At 35.4% G+C, this 21465-nt stretch carries 15 protein-coding genes; 2 read left to right on the forward strand and 13 right to left on the reverse strand.

The annotated features are described in order from the left end of the window. The first annotated feature begins 76 nt into the window (after positions 1 to 76). A complete protein-coding gene (locus BEN71_RS18365) occupies positions 77 to 517 on the forward strand; it encodes a MarR family winged helix-turn-helix transcriptional regulator (protein WP_068975582.1) in 441 nt (146 codons plus the stop codon). An 82-nt stretch (positions 518 to 599) separates the two neighbouring features. Here the strand turns inward: BEN71_RS18365 and BEN71_RS18370 are convergent, their stop codons facing one another. From BEN71_RS18370 to BEN71_RS18385, 4 genes are all read right to left on the reverse strand, one after another. Continuing rightward, complete coding sequence (locus BEN71_RS18370) at positions 600 to 1856, reverse strand: HlyD family type I secretion periplasmic adaptor subunit (RefSeq protein ID WP_227542634.1); 1257 nt, start codon at positions 1854 to 1856, stop codon at positions 600 to 602. After that, entirely contained in the window at positions 1853 to 3985 is a 2133-nt protein-coding gene (locus BEN71_RS18375; RefSeq protein WP_068975581.1) for a type I secretion system permease/ATPase, read from the reverse strand. Before BEN71_RS18375 ends, BEN71_RS18370 begins: the two co-directional genes overlap by 4 nt. Beyond that, positions 3982 to 5535 carry a TolC family protein gene (locus tag BEN71_RS18380; protein ID WP_068975580.1) on the reverse strand — a complete coding sequence of 518 codons (1554 nt, stop codon included), beginning with the start codon at positions 5533 to 5535 and terminating at the stop codon, positions 3982 to 3984. The genes BEN71_RS18375 and BEN71_RS18380 overlap by 4 nt, the downstream gene beginning before the upstream one ends. Positions 5536 to 5813: 278 nt before the next feature. Next, positions 5814 to 9659, reverse strand: a complete 3846-nt coding sequence (locus tag BEN71_RS18385) for a BapA/Bap/LapF family large adhesin (RefSeq protein WP_161553514.1) — start codon at positions 9657 to 9659, stop codon at positions 5814 to 5816. Between the two features lie 344 nt (positions 9660 to 10003). On the opposite strand from BEN71_RS18385, the gene BEN71_RS18390 reads away from it, so the two are divergent. Beyond that, positions 10004 to 11374 carry a phosphohexomutase domain-containing protein gene (locus tag BEN71_RS18390; protein ID WP_068975671.1) on the forward strand — a complete coding sequence of 457 codons (1371 nt, stop codon included), beginning with the start codon at positions 10004 to 10006 and terminating at the stop codon, positions 11372 to 11374. Positions 11375 to 11437: 63 nt separating this feature from the next. Here the strand turns inward: BEN71_RS18390 and galE are convergent, their stop codons facing one another. The 9 genes from galE to BEN71_RS18435 all read right to left on the reverse strand — a co-directional run bounded on the left by galE (position 11438) and on the right by BEN71_RS18435 (position 21404). After that, complete coding sequence (gene galE / locus BEN71_RS18395; protein WP_068975578.1) at positions 11438 to 12457, reverse strand: UDP-glucose 4-epimerase GalE; 1020 nt, start codon at positions 12455 to 12457, stop codon at positions 11438 to 11440. Positions 12458 to 12473: 16 nt separating this feature from the next. Then, positions 12474 to 14135 (reverse strand): glucose-6-phosphate isomerase, encoded by a 1662-nt coding sequence (pgi, locus tag BEN71_RS18400; RefSeq protein WP_068975577.1) that lies wholly within the window; start codon positions 14133 to 14135, stop codon positions 12474 to 12476. Then, positions 14132 to 15391, reverse strand: a complete 1260-nt coding sequence (locus BEN71_RS18405; RefSeq protein ID WP_068975576.1) for a UDP binding domain-containing protein — start codon at positions 15389 to 15391, stop codon at positions 14132 to 14134. Before BEN71_RS18405 ends, pgi begins: the two co-directional genes overlap by 4 nt. Positions 15392 to 15406: 15 nt before the next feature. Further along, positions 15407 to 16282 carry a UTP--glucose-1-phosphate uridylyltransferase GalU gene (gene galU, locus BEN71_RS18410; RefSeq protein ID WP_068975575.1) on the reverse strand — a complete coding sequence of 292 codons (876 nt, stop codon included), beginning with the start codon at positions 16280 to 16282 and terminating at the stop codon, positions 15407 to 15409. Positions 16283 to 16303: 21 nt separating this feature from the next. Next, the gene (locus tag BEN71_RS18415; protein WP_068975574.1) at positions 16304 to 16924 is read right to left on the reverse strand and encodes a sugar transferase; all 621 of its coding nucleotides are present in this window, start codon (positions 16922 to 16924) and stop codon (positions 16304 to 16306) included. 326 nt (positions 16925 to 17250) lie between these two features. Continuing rightward, positions 17251 to 18279 carry a CgeB family protein gene (locus BEN71_RS18420; RefSeq protein WP_068975573.1) on the reverse strand — a complete coding sequence of 343 codons (1029 nt, stop codon included), beginning with the start codon at positions 18277 to 18279 and terminating at the stop codon, positions 17251 to 17253. A gap of 1 nt (position 18280) precedes the next feature. Next, positions 18281 to 19417: an NAD-dependent epimerase/dehydratase family protein gene (locus BEN71_RS18425; RefSeq protein ID WP_068975572.1), complete on the reverse strand. Its 1137-nt coding sequence runs from the start codon at positions 19415 to 19417 to the stop codon at positions 18281 to 18283. Between the two features lie 64 nt (positions 19418 to 19481). Next, on the reverse strand, positions 19482 to 20270 hold the full coding sequence (locus BEN71_RS18430; protein ID WP_068975571.1) for a glycosyltransferase family 2 protein: 789 nt from the start codon (positions 20268 to 20270) through the stop codon (positions 19482 to 19484). Positions 20271 to 20276: 6 nt separating this feature from the next. Beyond that, positions 20277 to 21404 carry a hypothetical protein gene (locus tag BEN71_RS18435; protein WP_152033052.1) on the reverse strand — a complete coding sequence of 376 codons (1128 nt, stop codon included), beginning with the start codon at positions 21402 to 21404 and terminating at the stop codon, positions 20277 to 20279. Positions 21405 to 21465: the final 61 nt, after the last annotated feature.

Raw genomic sequence — 21465 nt, forward strand, 5'->3', positions numbered from 1 at the left:
GCTATAGTCGTTATTTTTTTTAAAGTCTATAATCCAGTAATTCTTCGTTTTTATTTCTCTTTAGGGTTAACAATAAATGAATCAAGAAAATAATGAATATATTATTGAAGACCAAGTTGGTTATTTACTACGTCGTGCGTACTACCATCATTTATCCATTTTCCAGCAAAGCCTAGATGAAACTCAGCTCACATCCGTGCAATTTGCAACACTTTATTCGATTCACAAATTACAAGAATGCTCTCAAAAGGAACTGGTCAATGATACAGGTATAGATCAGGCAACGATTCGTGGCATTATTCAACGTTTAAAAGATAAAGGACTGATTTCCCAAGACCCAGACAGTATAGATAAGCGCAAAGTTTTAATTCATATTACCCCTCAAGGCAAAGACCAATTAAAACAGGCCATCCCGATCGCTGAAACAATCACAGACTTAACACTCAAGGCACTGAATCCCGCAGAAAAAATTGCCTTACAGTTTTTGCTCAAAAAAATTGTAGATGATAAAAATTAAGCTTTTTATATAGCTCGACATACTCATTCATACAAGCTCAAAAAACCGCCTTTCGGCGGTTTAATTTTAAAAACATTCTAAATTATCGTTCTCTTAATGCTTCTTTCGCTTTATTAAATGGTTTCAACAAGTACTCGATAATGGTTTTTTGACCCGTACGAATATCCACTGTTGCGACCATACCTGGTGTAATTGAGAAAGATTTTCCAGCTTTGTTCACTAACTTGTCTTTATCAGTACGAATATAAACACGATAGTAGAACTGATCTTGCTTTACTTCATCGCGAATTGTATCAGGTGAAATTACTGTTACCTTACCTTCCAATCCTCCATAGATTGAATAATCGTAGGCTGTAATTTTTACCATCGCTGGCTGATTTGGATGGATAAATGCAATATCTCGTGGAGAAATACGCGCTTCAATTAGTAATTGTTCATCAATTGGTACTATTGTCATCAATTTACCATTTTGAGGAACTACACCACCAATCGTAGTCACTGCAATTTCTTTAACCACACCACGCACAGGTGCTTTGAAAGTAGAACGTTTAACCGAATCAGTACGACCAGCAACCACTTGTTGCAAAGATTGAATATCAGCATTTGCCTTCGCAAGCTCTTCACGTGATTTCACATAATAATCATTACGCTTATCATTGATTTGATTTTCAAAATTGTTAATATCACGTTTTAATCGTAATACTTCAACTTCAGAAGCGGCACCTTTTGCAACCAATGGTTGTGTCATTTGCAATTCATTTTGAACCAAAGCCAATGCATGCTTAAGACCAGTGATTGATTCATCAAGATTGGCACGGCGCGAAGTGTACAATGCCGTTTCTTCTCGAACTAAACTTGGTACCGCTAAAACAGCTTTTGGAAAATTAATGGCAGTACCATTCACTTCTGCTTCTAAACGTGCTGCTGTTGCCTGAGTTGCCAATAATTTAGTTTGGCTTTCACCCACTTGAGACTCAAACCGTGTTGGATCGATCTGTGCAAGCGTTTGCCCTTTTTGGACAATATCACCTTCTTTCACATCCAAGCTAGTCAAGATACCACCATCCAAAGACTGAATAATTTGCTCTTTAGATGAAGGAATGACTTTACCCGTTCCTGTTGACACTTCTTCCAACTTGAATAGACATGCCCAGATTAAGAAAGCCAACAACCCTATAGCCACTATCCAAATAATGAATGTTGACTTAGGCAAAGGAGGCTCAGAGAACTTCAAAGCTGAAGGATTGGTTGGGCGCTGCAAAACATTGGATGCACTATTTTCAGATACAGTCTTTGTTTCTGGAACAACTTCATTTTGATTATTTTGCTCTTGGCTCATGCTGAAGCCCCTCCTGCATTTGGTTGATTCCCAGGATTCAGGATGGCATCACGAGGTCCATCTTTAATAATCTTACCTTCATGTACAACAATAATACGGTCAACGAGTTGTAAAACCGCAGGTCGGTGTGTGGCAACAACCAAAGTTCGATGTCCCAACCACTGTTTTAGATGCTGAATCAATAATTTTTCAGAAACATCATCAATCGATGCTGTTGGCTCATCGAGCAATACAATATTTGAGTTTCTTAATAACAATCGTGTGAGCAACAATGCTTGTTTTTGCCCACCAGAGAAGCCTACACCACCCTCAAGAATAATGTGGTCTAAACCTTCTTTTTTCTGTTCTACGATTTCCATCGCATTGGTAATTTTCAATGCACGAATAATTTCATCATTGGTTGCCAAAGGTGCGCCCAACGTTAAATTCTCACGAATCGTACCAAAGAATAAGTGTGCATTTTGATTTAATAAAGACATATCACGGCGGATATCATCTGGGTCAAGTAAAGATTGATCCACACCATCTAAACTAATTTTGCCTTGTATTGGGCTTTGCATACCTGAAAGAAGCTGCAACAAGGTCGATTTTCCTGCACCATTACGGCCCAGAATTGCAATCTTCTCACCTGGTTTAATTTTTAATTGCGGAATCACTAAGGTTGGACGTGGATCATCTTCAGTATATTTAAATACCACACCTTTAAATTCATAATCACCATTTAATACTTTTCGCTGAATTAATTGCGCGCGATCAGGGCGATCAACAGGTTTTTGCATCAACTCATCGAGACCTGTTTTCGCTACTTTCGCTTGTTGCCAACGACCCAATACGCCTGTAATTTGCGAAATTGGTGCAAGCATACGAGAGGATAAAATTGAACATGCAACCAATGCACCCGTAGTCATGTCCCCTTTCATGACCGCAAAGCATCCTACTAAGACCACAATTGCAAAAGTCAAACCTTGAACCTTCTGCGTCCAAGAATTAAGCCAACCAACGATCTTCCGTTGACGCATACTAATTTCAGCAGAAACTTCATTCATATGATTCCACTGATTTTGAAATCTTGCTTCAGCACGCAATAATTTAATATCTTCAATCCCTTGCACGGCTTCCACTAAAATCGCATTACGGATTGCAGATTCACGCATCCCTTCTGTTGCCAATTGTGCTAATTTTTTCTGTACAAGAAACCCAGGAAGTATCATCAGTGGGACGACGATCAACATCACCCAGAAAATGTTGCCACCAATAATCCAGAAAATAATAAGAAATAGGAAAAAGAAAGGTAAGTCAGCAATCGCACTAATCGTGGTCGAGGTGACCAATTCACGAACACCTTCTAACTCACGAATTTGGGAAATGAAAGATCCTGTTGAGCGAGAACGATCTTTATTACGAATCCGTAAAGCATGCCCAAAGACCTGATCAGAAACCTTCAAATCTGCGCGTTTACCAATAATGTCTGATAAATAGATTCTGGCAATTCTTAATACAAATTCAAAAATAGCAGCAATGAGAACACCACCTGCCAGAACCCAAAGCGTTGGTATCGACTGCGAAGGGATTACACGGTCATACACTTGCATCGAAAAAATAACCGTTGCTAATGCCAAAATATTGGCCATCATCGATGCAACCATAATATCTGTATAACGCTTCCAATCCTTTAGAACGATATCCCAGAACCAGCTTTTCTCATAAGGCTTAATATATTCGTCAATACGTGCATCTGGCACAGATGTTTCTGGTCTAAAAATGTAAACTCGTTTCGCATTACTTTGTAATTCATGTAAATTAAAAGTTTGAGATAGGCCTTGATCGCCACTCAATTGCAAGCTTGCATTCCCAGCACTATCTACCTTCTCAATGACTGCAACCTGACCATCATTAAACTCTACCACCACTGGCAATCGCCATGGGTTTAACACATCTGTGGTAAAATCTGCCTTGCGAACGTTTAAGCCAACTTGGCGCGTAATAATCGCCAACATATCATCGAGGTCTGAATATTTATTCCAATCCAGTTGAAGTCGAATTTGCTCTTCAGAGGGTTGAACTCGATAATGCTGTGCAACCGTAATAATGGCTTGTAACCATGGTTGATAATTTATTTTTTGATTCATGGTTGTACTTCAAACCCCTGAATTTGAATATTATTTAAGTGGTAAGCATTTCTACTTTTACCAGTCACATTGATAAATACAGCAATTGTATCGTATATATCAAAACGCGCGCCTTCTCTTTCAATTCTTGAACTTTGATATGACTGTTCAGAACTGAGCAAATCCAAGATAGAACGTTTGCCTAGTTTGTATTGCTCTTCATAAAGCTCACGTGTTTTTGCTGTAGATCGTTCACGATCCATTAGTACCCAAATTTGCTTATCTGTATTTTCAATACTTTCACGGGCAATCTGTGCTTGATCAACAATATTCAAATAAGTTGCATTGAGCTTCGCTCGTGCTGCCTGCTCCGCATAGTTGGCTGCCTTTACTTGAGAACCGACAGCACCGCCCTGATAAAAATTACTCGACATTTGTACAGCAATCGAACTATTCGTGTCATCCTCAATACCTGTATTTGGATTTTTACCATTTAAAGCTTTACTGACCGAACCCACTAAAGAAATTGTTGGATAAGCACTCAATTGTGTCTGTTTTTTCTGGCTTTGTGCAACATCAATTTCCGCTTTGGCTGCAATCATACTCGGAATTAAATTCATTTCAGGTGAATCATAGAGTCCAGACATTTTTACGTATTCATCTGGAATGACAAAATCAATCCGCCCCACATCAAATCCTAAGAAAGTTCGCAATTTTTGCTCTTGTTGCTTTAACAGGTTTTGTTGAGTAATCAAATAAGAACGCGCATATTCCACATAACTTTGTGCTTGTACTGGATCAGCATTACTACTGATACCTGCCTCCGCTCTTAAACGTGCAATTTCATGTAAGCGACTGACACCATTATATTGTTCTTGTGCTATTTTTATAATATTTCTATATCTCATTAATGACAAAATCGTACGTGCAGTTTGTGTAGATATATCATCAATACTCATTAAAACATTCGCTTGCTCAAGCGCTAATTTATTTTGCTGTGTATTTACACTCGATTTTACTTTACCAAAATCATAAAGCATTTGGTTGGCTTCAACAGAATATAACTGCCTTCCTTTATCACTTGAAGTGAAATCACCTGTATTCATTCCTGCTTTTAATTGTGGATAATATTGCGCTTTAGCAACATCAATATTGGCATTTTGTGATGCCAATGTTGAGATTGTCTGTGCAATACTCGGATTCCTCTTTACTGCGATTTGAATAGCATCTTCTAAATTCATTGTTCGCGTCTGACGAGTATTCAAACTAGTTGCTTCAGCATTTTCTAAATATAAATTATTTAATGATGCTTTTTGCCCAGTATAAGGCTTCACAACTGGTAATGAATCATTTGAACTCACATCTGGTTGATATGTAAAATCAGATAGTGCTTTCAGCTGAGCAGTTCTAAATGATTGATCATCTTTAGGTTTAATTAAACCTGCCACACCTTGTTTAATATTTTCAATATAGTTTGTATCTTGTGCATATCCATTGCTCTGTGACAGAACAAATAAGCTCACTGCACTCAAACTTTTAAAAAAAATGGATGGCTTTTTCGCTATTAACATTCGTGAATGACACCTAGACAAGCTTTTAATTATCGGCATTAAATTATTTTAGATTATTCTCTTAACTAATACCTATTTTACACATTATAAAAAGCAATCAAATACTTATTTAAAGTTAATTTTCGTTAAATCAATCACAAAACATTTAAATCTAATGTTCAAAGCATAAGTTTTCAATCTAAATTTTAGACAATTTAAACCATAAAACTTAATTTTAACTTTAATCATGAATAAAAAAGAGAGTATAAAACTCTCTTTTTTACTAAAAATTAATTAAATTAATAAATGATATGATTACCTTTTAACAAATCATCTAATGCTAATGTATTATTTTCTAGAATCACGAGCTCTTTAGGGGTGTATTGAGTACCTTTACCATCTAGGTCAATTTTTACAACTGCATCTTTTCCACTTTGCTCAACTGTTACATATTGGCTAATGTTACTTGCAGTCACACCTTTACCACTTAATAAGCTAGATACATCAATCTTGTCACCTTCGGCCTTAGAGAAGTCTGACCAGATATCACCATGTTCATCTGTATTCAATGCAGTGAATTTCACAGTGTCTGCACCTGCACCCATTTGAAGAACATGGATGATGCTTCCAGTAGAATAAACTTCACTTGCAGCAGAACCTTGAATCGTGTGTTCATAACCGATATTTAGGTGCGCTGTTGCAGTCTCACCATTACTATTTGTGACTTTATACACAAAGTCTTCAGTTGCATATTTATATCCTGTTTGACTGTAGTTATATGACCCATCAGCTTTGATTGTTAGAACACCATTCACTCCTTGAATCGTGTTACCACTTGCAGATACGGTTTCAAACGTTACGCCACCATCTTTTGAAATTGACAATTTACTTCCGATACCCAAAGTATCTTGAGATGTTGTTTCAACACCTACACCATTGAAAATATTACCTGTTGCAGTACCAAAGCTATCTAAATACCAGTCATTTAAGTTCGTTGTGGTCACTTGAACAGAAGTGTCATAACTTGAAGTAAACCAACTACTTGTTGAAGCACTAAAATCAACGCGATATTGTCCAGCTGAATTGATTTTAAATTCTGCATTTAGCACTTCATTACCACTCGTAATACTGTTACTCAGTGAAGAGCCAATAAACTTAGAACCACTTGCACCTACTACATTTTCCCACTGATTCGTTGCCTTATTGAATTTCTGCAACTGCCATTTGAAAGTGGTGTTATCTGGATCTTGAGTTGTAGAAACTGTACTACCAAAGAAACTCTTACCATAAGCAGCCTTAAATGCAACTTTAATCGTAGATTCAGCGTTATTATCAATATTAAATGTATTTGATGTTGTCGATATCAATCTGCTCGAACTGGTTGTAATAGACCCTGAACTTACAGAAGACTGAGAAGTCGTGTGATACACATTTGATTTAACTGTATCCAAGTCATTGAACAGCTGTAATGTCGTACCAAATTTTGATGGATCTGTTGGATCCCATTTCACTTTAACTTCATCTGAACCAATTTGTACAAATACTTTCGCTTCCGATGTATTACCATTTGCATTTTTAATGGTATACGTAAATGTATCAACTTTCCCGATATTACTAGAATCTTTATTTGGCGTATAAGAATATGAACCATCTGCTTTAATCAGCATTGTTCCGTATTTACCCACCAATGTCGTAGTTCCAGTAGAAGCAACATCCGCACCTTTACCATCTGAGTTCACAAGTTTAGAGACTTGTGTACCTGCAGTTGTAACATCATCTGCCAATACATTACCCGAAACTACATTCGCTTTTTGAGCATCTAATGTTGTAGATTTAGTTGTAGTTGTATATGTCACATTTAAGCTGTTCGCGGAAAAAAAGCTAAATGCAGTTGTATCTTCAGCAATAATTTTATAATTACCTTGCACCAAAGAATCTACAGTTTTAAGACGTGCTTGTTGTGGGAAGAAAAAGAAGAAAGCATTAAACAGGCCCGTATCTGTACTTGAAACAACTTTAGCCCATGAACCATCCGAATTTTGCTTATACAGAGTAATTCGAGTTGAATCTAAAAATGATCCAAAACCAGCATTTGTCGAAGAAATATCAACTGAAGTTGCCTGAGTTTCACCCACAGTGAAGTTAATTTCTGCTGCTGGTTTTCCAAGAAAAGAAATACCAAAGAATTTAAAAATAGATCCAAAACCTTTTGTTTCAGAATAAGTCGAACTGGTAGATGTATAACCTAAGTCAAGATCTGCACGTACAACATCATCATTTGCATGTAATAAAACTGGTGCAATCGCTGCTTTAGGTAGGCTTGAGTTACCGGCAGCATCTGTCGCGGTAACAGATATTTTTTCACCAGCACCGTATGCTTTATCTAAATTAACAACAAATTTACCATCAGCACCAGTTACAGTAGTCCCAATAACCGTTCCTAAAGCATTTTTTACTGCAATATTACTATTCGCTTCAGCCGTTCCAGACACTTGGTTACCAGTCGCATTGAACAATGGGGTACCTAAATCTGGAGGAGTAAGGTCAAGTGCTTGTACATTACCGTCTGGTGACTTATTACCAGCTGCATCAAATGCGTTCACTGTCAGTTTTTGACTATCTTTTTGTGCAATAGTTAATCCTACTGAAAATAAGCCATTTGCATCAGTTGTACCTGTACCAATGATATTTCCAGCTGGATCTCTGATTACAATTTTAGAGTTTACTTCTGCTTTACCTGTTACAACCGTGCCGTCATTGACAACTGCCAAGTTGGTCGGTACTGGTGGTGGTGTTAAATCAAGTGCATTTACTGTCGCATCTGGTGATTTATTTCCAGCTGCATCAAATGCGTTTACTGCCAGTTTTTGACTATCTTTTTGAGGTGTGGTCAAAATTACTGCAAATGAACCCGTCGCATCGGTCAAACCTGTTCCAATCAACTTTCCAGACGGATCTTTAATTTCAATTTTAGAATTTGCTTCTGCTTTACCTGTTACAACCGTGCCGTCATTGACAACTGCCAAGTTGGTCGGTACTGGTGGCGGTGTCAAGTCAAGTGCAATTACTGTTGCATCTGGTGATTTGTTTCCTGACGCATCAGAGGCATTCACAGTCAGCTTTTGGCTGTCCTTTTGAGGCGTAGTCAATGTTACTGCAAATGAACCCGTAGCATCTGTCAAACCCGTTCCTATTATCTTTCCTGACGGATCTTTAATTTCAATTTTAGAGCTTGGTTCAGCTTTGCCCGTCACCACACTACCTTCTTGTACAACTGCTAAGTTTGTAGGTGCTGCTGGTGGTGTTAGGTCTGAAGCATTTACTATTGCATCAGGCGACTTATTCCCAGCAGTATCAATTGCATTTACAATTAATTGTTGACTATCTTTTTGTGGAACCGTCAAAGTTACCGAAAAAGCACCATTTTGATCTGTCGTGCCAGTTCCGATGACCTGACCTTTTGAATCTTTGATTTCAATTTTTGAATTTGGTTCTGCCTTACCTGTAACCACACTACCATCTTGCACAACTGCTAAGTTTGCAGGTGCTACTGGTGGTATTAAATCTGGAGCAGTAAATTGAGTTGCAACTGATTCATTATGGCTTGCTGAATTATCTGAAGCTGTAGCACTGAGTTGCTCAGATGCAATTCTTGGTGGAACTAATGCAACAGCAAATTTACCAAATTGGTCTGCAACAGTAGTTGCGATAACTTCATTTGCTTGATTTTTAATTTTAATTAGTGCGCCTGGTTCAGTAATACCAGAAACTAGGCTACCTGCTGCATTAATTGATACAGTAGGTGCGACTGGTGGAGCGAAATCTTTTAGAACTTGCGTACTTTTAATATCAAACCCTTGTGGGTTGATACCTGTAATAATAGCTGTCTCGCCATTAATAAATTCTGAAGTTGTATATTCTATACGACCTCTTGCATCAGATTGAACCACAATAGCTTTAATCAGAGCATTAGTAATTGCATCATAAAAGCTAATTGTAACGTCGCTATTCGGTTTGAACCCTGCTACTTTAATAATGTTGCTTACAAGATCTAGGACACCTCCAACGATGCCACCAACACCGCCAACCACTCCACCAACAACACCCCCAACAGGCGTGAGTACAGAATCTAGTAAATTAGCCATTTGCTTTTCCTCATTTTGAAATTTTAATGTCAATTTTTTGTAATTATAAACCATAAATTATGAGAACTAGTTATCACTTTATCGGAATTGCGCACAAAAATTAAACTATTTATTTAGATTAAATGTAAAATCATGACTTTAATCGCTATTTATTGAAAACTACGTCTCATTTTTATTGCTAATTTTTAAAAATAAAACCGTACATCGGCAAAATCAAGGTATTGGGAAGAACATTTTAAAAAACTTAGAATCAAATATGTGTCTTTTTGTAGTATCACTTATATACTTTAGCGTTAAAATGAATGCTTCGTTATGATCCAATTTTAGACAATAGAAAGATGATTATGAATAAACTGACCTGTTTTAAAGCCTATGATATTCGTGGCAAACTTGGCACAGAATTAAATGAAGAAATTGCCTATAAAATTGGTCGTGCTTATGGGCAAATTTATCAACCTAAAACTGTTGTAGTGGGTTGTGATGTTCGTTTAACGAGTGAGGGTTTAAAACAAGCGACGATTCGCGGTTTAAATGATGCAGGTGTCAATGTCTTAGATCTTGGCATGACTGGAACTGAAGAGGTTTATTTCGGTGCTTTCCATCTTGATGTTCAGGGTGGTATTGAAATCACAGCAAGCCATAATCCGATGGATTATAATGGCATGAAATTGGTTCGTGAAAATGCTCGCCCAATCAGTGCAGATACAGGCTTGAAAGATATTCAAGCTTTGGCTGAATCTGAACAATTTGATGAAGTTTCACAAAAGGGTACATCTCAAAAATACAATATTTTGCCAGAATTTGTTGAACATCTACTCACCTACATTGACCCAAAAAAAATTCGCCCACTTAAACTCGTTATGAATGCTGGAAATGGTGCTGCAGGTCATGCCGTTGATGCCATTGAAGAAAAATTCAAACAACTGAATATTCCCATTGAATTTATCAAAATTCACAACAATCCTGACGGGACTTTCCCAAATGGGATCCCTAACCCTATTCTCGTTGAAAACCGTGATAGTACCTCAAATGCTGTTTTAGAGTATAAAGCCGACATGGGGATTGCTTGGGATGGTGATTTTGACCGTTGCTTCTTATTTGATGAAAAAGGACAATTTATTGAGGGTTATTATATTGTCGGTCTGCTTGCACAAGCGTTCTTACTCAAACAAGCGGGCGAGAAAATTGTGCACGATCCTCGCTTAGTTTGGAATACTTTAGATATTGTTGAGCAATACAATGGTGTTGCTGTTCAATCTAAATCTGGGCATGCATTCATCAAAGATGTTATGCGTGAGCATAATGCTGTATATGGCGGTGAAATGAGTGCGCATCACTATTTCCGTGATTTTGCTTATTGTGATAGTGGCATGATTCCATGGTTATTGGCTGCTTCTGTTCTTTCTGAAACCAAGCAATCGCTTTCTAGTCTTGTCGAAGGCATGATTGATCGCTTCCCATGTAGTGGTGAAATCAACTTTAAAGTTGTAGATACTCAAGTGACGATTCAAAAAATATTTGATCATTTTGCAAATCAAAAACCTGAAATCGACAAAACAGATGGGGTAAGTTTAGATTTTGGTGCATGGCGTCTAAATGTTCGTGCTTCAAATACTGAACCTTTGTTACGTTTAAATATCGAAAGCCGCAAAGATAAAAATCCTAAACCAATGCAAAATTATGTGGATGAGTTAACTCAGTTGATTCAAAGCTAATATTTTCACTTGGTCATAAAAATAGGCGCGGATTGCGCCTATTTTTTTCTCATCTCTTTAAAACTATACTTTATAACCTGTTGGATTCTGCTTTTGCCAATTCCAACTGTCAGCCAACATGTCTTCTAAATTATGTTTAGGTGTCCAACCTAACTCAGCGACTGCACGTGCGTTATTGGCATAAAAACTTGGTAGATCACCCGCCCGTCGATCTGAAAATTCAGTTTTTACCGCTATCTGATTCACTTTTTCAAACGTATTCTTGATTTGCAAGACTGAAATTGGTTGACCAGTCCCAATATTCCAAGCTCTACATCCTTTGCTCTTTAATCGATTTTCAACGGCTAAAACATGTGCCTCTGCTAAATCAACGACATGAATGAAATCTCTCTCACATGTTCCATCTTGTGTTGGATAATCATTGCCAAAAATCGACAATTTTTCACGTTGCCCTACTGCAACTTGAGTCAAATATGGCATTAGATTATTCGGTATTCCTAATGGATCTTCACCAATGCACCCACTCTTATGCGCACCAACAGGATTGAAATAACGTAGTAATGCAATCGACCAACGATCATCAGCAATCGAAGTTTTTTCTAACATTTGCTCAATCACTAATTTGGTATAACCATAGTTATTATTAGGCATACCTAAAGTCATATCTTCTTGATAAGGTGATGGGTTTTTTTCGCCATAAACTGTTGCAGATGAACTAAAGACCAAATTAAAAATATTGGCACGCTCCATAGCCTGAACTAATTGAATCGAACCCGCAATGTTATTATCAAAGTAAGCCAATGGGATCTGCTGACTTTCACCGACCGCTTTTAACCCCGCAAAATGAATCACCGCATCAATCTGATGTGAAGCAAAAGCCTGATCTAAATCTTGCTGTAGACGGATGTCACCCTGAATAAATTTTAGCGATTTCCCCGTCAACACTTGCACACGTTTTAGTGATTCTTCTGAGCTATTTGAAAGGTTATCTAGAACAACAACGTCATGCCCAGCTTCTAATAACTCAACACAGGTATGTGAGCCAATATAACCTGCACCACCTGCCACTAAAATTGTTGCCATACTTTTCCCTATATTTCTATTCTTTACCTAATAAGATTTTAATTAATCCTTGAGTCGATGCATCTAATTGAGAAATATCTTTTTCTTTACCACTCAAAATTGGCAGCAATTGATTGGCAATTTCTTTGCCTTTTTCAACGCCCCATTGGTCAAATGGGTTGATATTCCAAATCACAGATTGCACAAATACTTTATGTTCATATAATGCGATCAGCATACCAAGACTATATGGACTCAGTTCTTGTAGCAAAATTGTAGAACTTGGCTGATTCCCTTCATACTGCTTATACAATGGTAATTGTAACAATTCATCCGCGTTGAGCGCCTGATTACCAAATGCCAATAAACGCGATTGCGCCAAACAATTTGATAAAGCCAAGTGATGCTGTTCAATTAACGCTTCTGCATTTTCCGCATAAGTAAATTGATTGGCATTATAACGCTGTACGGGTGCAATAAAGTCACAACTGACTGCATGTGTGCCTTGATGCAACAATTGATAAAATGCATGTTGCGCATTTGGCCCAACCTCGCCCCAAACAATTGGACAGGTATTTAGTTCAACTTTCTCATCATTACGTTGAATTGACTTACCATTAGACTCCATTTCCAATTGTTGTAAATAGGAAGCAAAGTACTTAAGACGACCATCATAAGGAAGCACTGCATGCGTTTGAATATTCAGGAAGTTATTATTCCAAACGCCGAGCAAGCCCATTAATACAGGAATATTGTGTTTAAACGGTGCTTTTTGAAAATGCTGATCAATCGCATACGCACCGGCTAATAACTGTTTAAAGCCTTCAACTCCAATTTGAAGCGCAATGGGCAAACCAATACACGACCAAAGTGAGTAACGTCCCCCCACCCAATCCCATAACAAGAACTGATTATCTTTGGCAATTCCCCACTCCGTCATTTTTTCGGGCTTGGTCGAAACCCCAACAAAATGATGTTGCACCACACTTTGATGTGAACCTAGTGCTTTTTCTAACCATTGGCGAACAGTTTGTGCATTCGATAAAGTGTCAATGGTGCCAAAAGATTTCGATGAAATAATAAATAAAGTCGTTTCTGGACGAAGTTGATGCAGTAATTCAGAAAGTTGGCTTCCATCCATGGTTGAAACAAAATGGACTTTTAAAGGCTTTGCAGTACTGACTTTATAATCCGATAAAGCATGACTGACCATCAAAGGTCCTAGATCTGATCCCCCCACGCCAATATTGACCACATCCTGAATCACTTCTCCAGTAAAACCACGGCATTGCCCAGCATGCACTTTATCCACCAACTGATACATACGATCTAACTGTTGATGCACCATACTGGAAAGTGCAGGATAATCTTGGTCATCTTTAGGTAAACGTAGCGCCCAATGCATTGCTGCACGGTTTTCAGTATAGTTAATTGCTTCATCGGTAAACAGACGTTTTATCCATTCACCCAGTTGCTTTGAATGAGCAAAATCAAATAAATGATCACGCGTTTCTTGCGATATACGATGCTTACTATAATCAAAACTCAATGAATTAAAATGAACTGAAAAACGATCAAATCGCTGCGCGTCTTGTTGAAATAAATCCGTCAATTTAACAGATTGTTGTGCAAGCGCATTATCCTGCAATTGTGTAAAACTGAGTTCAGCTTGCTCATTCTTATAAATAAAATCCGTCATACTCGCCCCACACCTTGATAAGCAAAACCTTGTGCTTTGACAAAATCAGGATTCAAAATATTACGACCATCTAAAATCAGCGGATGTACCATCTTTATCATTAACTGATGATAATCAGGACTCCAATATTGCTTCCAAGCCGTCAAAATACATAATGCATGCGCTTGTTGAGAAGCTTGGTACTGATCTTCACACAAAATTAAATCAGCACGATCACCATATAACTGTTGCACTCGATCCAATGCTTCGGGATCATGTAATTGCACAATTGCACCCTGCGCCCATAATGCTGTCAACATCGCATGAATCGGAGAATAATCAATACTGGATGTATTTTCTTTAAATGATGCACCCCAAACTGCAACAACTTTCCCTGACAATTGACCTTGATAATAATTCCATAGCTTGCGGAATAAAATCTCTTTTTGCTGTTCGTTGATCGTCCAAACTTGGTCTAATAATTGACTTTTTATACCCGAACCTGCCACTGTGCCAGTGAGTGTCAAAATATCATGCGAAAAATTTTCACCGCCAAAGCCTACCCCTGGTGATAAATATGTGGAACCAATACGGCTATCAGCCGCTAAGCCTTGTTTGACATTTTGAATATCAATGTTTAACTTTTCTGCAACTTGTGCCATATCATTCATGTAGCTGATACGTGTTGCCAACATGCCTGAAATACTCAACTTGGTAAATTCGGCATCCAAGAATGGCATAAATAAGTATTGGTGTTTGAGTTGGAAAAATGGACGTAATAATTCTTTAATCAGTATTTCTGTTTCAACATGATCAACACCAACAATAATTTGTTTTAAATCGACAAAACTCTCAACAGCATTACCTTCTTGTATCGTATCTGGTAGATACGCCCAATGATCTGAAGTTAAAATTTGTTTTAGTTTTTCAGTACCTTCCAAACCAAAAGTAGAGCCATTAATCATCAATTTCGGATGAATCACGGGTTGCACTTTTAATTGTTCAGCCAATGCAATTACTTGATCAAATTCCGTCGGATTAAAGCTAAATACAAAAACTTCACTTTGAAAATCAATATTACTCAAATCCACCAATTGCAAAGCATTATTAGAAAATTGCTTATGAATCAATTGATTCAGATTAGAATCTTGATAATGAATCTTGATTTGCTTTTCTTGCCTCACTTGAGGACACCATGAAACTTGATGCCCATATTCAGCAAACAAGCCGGCAATCACGCCAGCTTGTAAGGTTGTGCCAAAAACACAAATTTTCATATAGAGTCCAATATTTTATAAATTTAATTCTTTAATCAGTTCTTTGAATTCATTACCTAACTTAGGATGTTCTACACCATAGTGCAATACTGCTTTAAGGTAACCAATTTTACTACCACAATCGAAAGTTTGTCCTTTCATACGATAAGCTTCAACATTTTCAATTTTTTGTAAGGCAGCAATTGCATCCGTTAATTGGATTTCATTACCCGCACCTTTTGGTGTTTGCTCTAAGAGTTGCATAATTTTCGCAGGCAAGACATAACGACCAACAACTGATAGATTTGATGGTGCAGTACCCACAGTAGGCTTCTCTACAATACCTTGCATCACAATACTTTCACCTTCATTCGGTGAGTGAATAACATCAACAATACCATATTGATCAACTAGGTGCTCTGGCACAGCTTCGACCATAATTTGCGATGTTTTAGACTCATCGAAACGCTGAATCATACGAGTTAAATCATTTTTAGTACTATTTTCTTTGACTAATACATCTGGCAATAACACGGCAAAATCATCATCACCTACAACAGCCTTTGCACAAAGTACAGCATGCCCTAAACCTAAAGGCTGAGGTTGACGTACACTAATTACACTGACATGCGCAGGTAAAATTTCTGTAATTTCTTTAAGCAAATCAATTTTTTTCTTATTTTCTAAAGTTGTTTCTAACTCAAAATTACGATCAAAATAATCTTCGATTGAAGCTTTTGAAGAGTGTGTGACCAAAATAATTTGTTCAATTCCTGCAGCAACTGCTTCTTTCACCACATATTCTATTGCTGGGCGATCTACCACAGTGACCATTTCTTTTGGAATAGATTTGCTTGCTGGTAAAAAACGTGTACCAAGACCAGCGACAGGGAGAATAGCTTTTTTGATCATTGCAAAATTTCTTTCAATAAATTAATGGTGTGTTGATTTACGGTCTGTAGTTTCTGAACCAGAAAAACGGCTCGCCCCAACAGCTTGATCAGGTGAATCAATACCTTCTTTCTTAAACATGACTTCAACCGTCTTGAACATAATTTTGAAGTCAAAAATGATAGTTTGCTTTTCTACATATTGCACATCTAAATCAAATTTTTCCTCCCAAGAAAGATTATTTCGACCACTGACTTGAGCTAACCCTGTCATTCCTGGTTTGACCTCATGACGGCGCATTTGTTGAGCTGTATAATGTTCAACAAATTCAGGAAGTTGAGGTCTAGGGCCAACAACACTCATATCACCTTTTAAAACATTAATAAGCTGTGGCATTTCGTCTAAACTAGTTGCACGTAATTTCTGCCCAAATGGAGTAATACGTTTTTCATCAGGCAAAGGCATTCCATTTTCATCTAAAGCATTACGCATAGAACGAAATTTCATCATTTTAAATAATTTACCATGCCTACCTGGGCGCTCTTGATAAAAGAAAATTGGGGAGCCTAAGTTTTTACGGACTTTATATGCTACTAATAAAAAAATTGGGGATAGCAATAAAAGTGCTAATGAAGCAATAAAAATATCAACTAATCTTTTCATTTAGATCTTTTAAACCCATAATTTCAAATAGCTTTGTATTAAGTTATCAATCATACCTAATTTCTCATAAACTATTTTATATTTATAACTGACCAAATCCATAAAATATACTTATAATGGACAGGCTATAAAATAACATATTTTTCCTACCTAATCTTGCTGATGATGTTGTGATATTACCCCTATTAATACATATTAATTTCGATTTTTATCATGAGTATACAATTTAAAAAATAACTCGTACACAATAAATCAGAAACTTACCCAACAAACAATCTTGTAAATAGAAATTTATTTCATCTGTATAAAAATATACAGTTACAATTTCAAACCTTCCAAAAATTATGTTCACTACCTAAGAAAAGATCCTCAATCCAACCATCTATTGAACATCGTTCATAACATTCTAAATCAATTGGTTCATACTTTTTTGAAAAAAAATTGATATCCAACTCTAGATTATTCCGATCAATTAAATAGATATTATTGGGATTATAAAAAGGATATTTCACAATATTACTATTTGTTGTGATTAATTTCTTCCCAGCTCCTAAAGTCTCAAAAGTTCTCATGGTAAGTCCTGATTGACCAGGATGGCTAATATCTAACACTACATCTGACTTATCATAGAATTGAACTATTTCAGCTGATGTCAAACTTTTAAAACTTAATTTTTTAAAAGCAAAACTTTTAAATGTTGGATCAAAAAATTTTTTAAAAAAATAAACTAATTTACCTTGCATAAAATAATAATTATAAGCAATTAAATTGTGATTTTTGCACCAATCCTTGATGTTACTGCTGATAATGTACCTATCAGAATGAGCAGTTCCTAGAAATAGTAAATCTATTTCTTTTTTGCAGCCATTCTCATAAATTTCTCGGTATTTATCAGTAAAATAAAGTGGTCTAAAACCAATACCATACTTTTCAGCATCCTGAAGATCAAAAGTGAACTTCGTATCAAAATAATTTATGATTTCCAAGCCATTACTATGGTTACCAAAACTATCCCAAGTATAAAAAATTCGTTTACAATTCGGTTGTAATTTAATAAATTCTTCTAAAAAAAATTTAGTAACAACTTCACCACGGTTTACCAATAAAAAGTCGAATCTTTCATTTTTTATCTCTTTTAATATTTTTTTATAATATTTGTTTATTTTTTTCTCTAATAAATTTTTCCGAAGTCGAATTAATCCCTTTGTAAAGTTATTATTTGCAGGCCGTTCATCAAAATAAGTGACCAGAGCACCATGTTTTTCTAGCTGCTTAACAATATCTTTTTCTAAATTAAATGTTTGTACACTAAAAAAAAGTACTTTTTTACCTTTCAGATGCTCTAGCTTATTCATATTACTTGTACAGCCCTTTTGCCTTCATTTCATCAATTGATTTTTGATATTTATCTTCCTGAACTTCTTGAGTATTTACCCATTCAGCAAAATTCTTTAAACCAGCTTCAAATGAAACTTTTGGACTAAAACCAAGTAGCTTATTAATCTTCGTTAAATCAGCATAATTATGACGAATATCACCTAAACGATAGTTACCAGATACATGAATTGAAACCTCAACTCCATAGTTTTTAACGAGTTCGTTTGCGACTGTGAGCACATTGGTTGCAACACCAGTGCCAACATTAAAAACTTGGTTATTAGCTTCTTCTTTTTCTAAACCTAAAATTGTTGCATCTACTACATCATCAATATATACAAAATCACGACTTTCTAAACCATCTTCAAAAATATTGATATTATTACCATTTTTAATTTGAGTTGAGAAAATTGATAAAATCCCTGTGTACGGGTTTTTTAATGATTGGCCAGGTCCATAGACATTTTGATATCTAAAAGCAACCCCCGCAATCCCTACTGTAGGGCACACCGTTAAGACCATTTGTTCTTGATTTTGCTTAGTAATACCGTAAACCGATGAAGGATGAATTTTTGATTCTTCATCTGTACCAACCAAAGTCAATGCAGAAGAGTTTGGATATTTAACCTCAAAATCACTTTGATCCATATGAACAGAATCACGTTGTGTAGGGTATACTGCACCTAACTCTTTGCTAATGTATTTTCCCTCACCATAAATTGAACGAGATGAAGCAACAACCACTTTTTTTATATTATATGAACCATTAACAAGCAAATTTAACATTAACGCTGTTCCATTGATGTTCACATCTACATATTTTTCAACTTCGTACATTGACTGACCAGTGCCAGTTTCCGCAGCATAGTGGACAATAGCATCTTGACCTTTCAGCGCTTCTTCCCAATCTGCTTTACTTGTCACTGTACCATGGATAAATTTCACTTTATCTTTGATACTTAAATATAGTGGAGACGTTTCAATCGGATTTTCACCATGAATTTGAGGAGATAGGTTATCCAGTACTGTAACAGTATAACCTTTTTCAATTAACTTTAAAGCCAAATTAGAACCTATGAACCCAGCTCCACCAGTAACTAATACATTTTTTACCATGATAATACCTGTCCTATATACAACAAATTTCAAATATCCAAAATAAACAAAATTTTTAATAAAATTACTTTTTATTACCAAAAATCCGTCTTACATATCTTAATGGATATTTAAAGTACTCAAAAAAACAAGAAGAAAGAAAAAATAAAAAAGAAATTTTTTTATTTTTCAATAAAACAATATTTGATTCAACATAACCTTTATGCATTTTATTAATACTGGAGGACAAACCACTAAAACCAATCGCAGGTTTATAACCATGAGCAAGGAACTCATTAATCATATAAAACCCCCTCTCATCCATATTCATCATCCAACATAAATAATCTTCACAATAGCTTATTTTTTCATCGAAAAGTATAAATTTTGACTTTTTAACCATTACTGTAGGAGTAGCAATAAACTGTTTGTAAATAAAATTAATTTTACTAATATGCTTTATTGAAAATGATGAAATTTTTTTAAATTCAGATAACGGTAAAGCTTGATACATATGAAAAGAAAAATCTAACCCCATACCTTGCATTAAATTAAGTTGAATTTCTAGTTTTTGAGGATGCCACACATCATCAGAATCTAAAAAAGCAATATATTCGCAATTAGATAACTTAACCCCTATATTTCTTGCATGTGAGACGCCTGAATTATTATTTAACTTAATAAGATTTATCCTTAATTGTTCAAATTTTTTTAATTCACATATTTTTTTCAAATATAAATCATCACAGCCATCTATAACAATAATAATATCTGAGGGTTGCAATGTTTGATTCACAACAGAGTCGAGGGTGTTCTCTATTGTTTTTTCAGCTTTAAAAAAAGGAATTACAACAGAAATGCTTTTATTAATCATAACCAATTACTTCCGACCTTTAATTCCAGAAAATATATAAAACAAAGAGAGAAAGGGAATAAGGTTCGCAATACCCTTAATATTTAAAATAAAAAAAACAAATAAAAAACCTATTTTTTCAATCCACCCTATATATTCATTTTTTATTTTTAAAATCATATAACAATGAATAAAGCAAAAAACGAATAGACCGAATAACCCTACTGAATATATAATCCTAAAATAGCCTACATCAGTATCCATATAATAACCATTATCGGTTCGTAATAAAACATCACCATATAATAATGTTCTGATTCCACTAGGAATAACTTGCCACATATCCATTAATTCACCAGCCGAATTTGAAGCTTGTGAATCCTTATAATTAAATAAAAAATCGAATCCAAAATTTAATAAATCAGTAAACCTTTCACTATTAGGTATAAAGATCAAACTAACTGCAATGACTGGAACAATTAAGAAAAAATATTTGATAGTTTTAATTAAAAGATTGAAATTAAGTAAAATTAAAAAAATAGAAATTAGTATACCAATAATTGTTGTTCTAGAGCTCATTATACCAATAGATGCAATAATAATAAATGAGAATAAAAGTAACATCAATTTTACCTTATTCTTCTCTTTTTTAAGCAATGCAGCAATTAGAATCAAAGTAAAAGAATTAACTATACCTGAACCAAAAAAAGCAGCGCCCAAGCCAACCAATCGAACTTCATTTAAATTTATGATTTTAGTATCAACATCTGACCTAGAAAAAATACTAAAAACTAAATCAAATAAAGATGGCACCATATAACATATAAAAGAAATTAAAAGTTGAAAAACAACTACATAAACAAAATTTTGAATTAAATCATCATCATTAGTAGTCTTATCTAACAAAACCACCACAAAGAGTGCTGAAAAATAACTAAATAAACTATATAGAATTATCTCCTTTAAAAAATAAAAATCAACAATCTGATTCATCATCATAGAAATTAATAAAATAAAAAATAAAATAAGTATCAAAAACAAAAAACTAAATGAGTATTTTTTTAATTTAAGATTATTTGTTATTAAATTCTGAAAAAAGTATAAAAAACCAGCTCCGCCTGTAAGAAATAACAGACTATAAGGTGGTAAAGCCATTTTCAAATTAAATATTGTGATAAAAAAACAAAAAGGTACTATGAAGTATTTTATTATCATA

It is taken from the genome of Acinetobacter wuhouensis (assembly GCF_001696605.3).
Classification (GTDB): domain Bacteria; phylum Pseudomonadota; class Gammaproteobacteria; order Pseudomonadales; family Moraxellaceae; genus Acinetobacter; species Acinetobacter wuhouensis.

Bases quoted from the DNA above. Each gene is read 5' to 3' on its own strand.
- BEN71_RS18390 (WP_068975671.1), top strand. From the start codon at position 10,004: ATGAATAAACTGACCTGTTTTAAAGCCTATGATATTCGTGGCAAACTT.
- BEN71_RS18375 (WP_068975581.1), bottom strand. From the start codon at position 3,985: ATGAATCAAAAAATAAATTATCAACCATGGTTACAAGCCATTATTACG.
- BEN71_RS18385 (WP_161553514.1), bottom strand. From the start codon at position 9,659: ATGGCTAATTTACTAGATTCTGTACTCACGCCTGTTGGGGGTGTTGTT.
- BEN71_RS18425 (WP_068975572.1), bottom strand. From the start codon at position 19,417: ATGGTAAAAAATGTATTAGTTACTGGTGGAGCTGGGTTCATAGGTTCT.
- BEN71_RS18405 (WP_068975576.1), bottom strand. From the start codon at position 15,391: ATGAAAATTTGTGTTTTTGGCACAACCTTACAAGCTGGCGTGATTGCC.
- BEN71_RS18380 (WP_068975580.1), bottom strand. From the start codon at position 5,535: ATGTTAATAGCGAAAAAGCCATCCATTTTTTTTAAAAGTTTGAGTGCA.
- BEN71_RS18435 (WP_152033052.1), bottom strand. From the start codon at position 21,404: ATGGCTTTACCACCTTATAGTCTGTTATTTCTTACAGGCGGAGCTGGT.
- BEN71_RS18420 (WP_068975573.1), bottom strand. From the start codon at position 18,279: ATGAATAAGCTAGAGCATCTGAAAGGTAAAAAAGTACTTTTTTTTAGT.
- BEN71_RS18415 (WP_068975574.1), bottom strand. From the start codon at position 16,924: ATGAAAAGATTAGTTGATATTTTTATTGCTTCATTAGCACTTTTATTG.
- galE (WP_068975578.1), bottom strand. From the start codon at position 12,457: ATGGCAACAATTTTAGTGGCAGGTGGTGCAGGTTATATTGGCTCACAT.
- pgi (WP_068975577.1), bottom strand. From the start codon at position 14,135: ATGACGGATTTTATTTATAAGAATGAGCAAGCTGAACTCAGTTTTACA.
- galU (WP_068975575.1), bottom strand. From the start codon at position 16,282: ATGATCAAAAAAGCTATTCTCCCTGTCGCTGGTCTTGGTACACGTTTT.
- BEN71_RS18370 (WP_227542634.1), bottom strand. From the start codon at position 1,856: ATGAGCCAAGAGCAAAATAATCAAAATGAAGTTGTTCCAGAAACAAAG.
- BEN71_RS18430 (WP_068975571.1), bottom strand. From the start codon at position 20,270: ATGATTAATAAAAGCATTTCTGTTGTAATTCCTTTTTTTAAAGCTGAA.
- BEN71_RS18365 (WP_068975582.1), top strand. From the start codon at position 77: ATGAATCAAGAAAATAATGAATATATTATTGAAGACCAAGTTGGTTAT.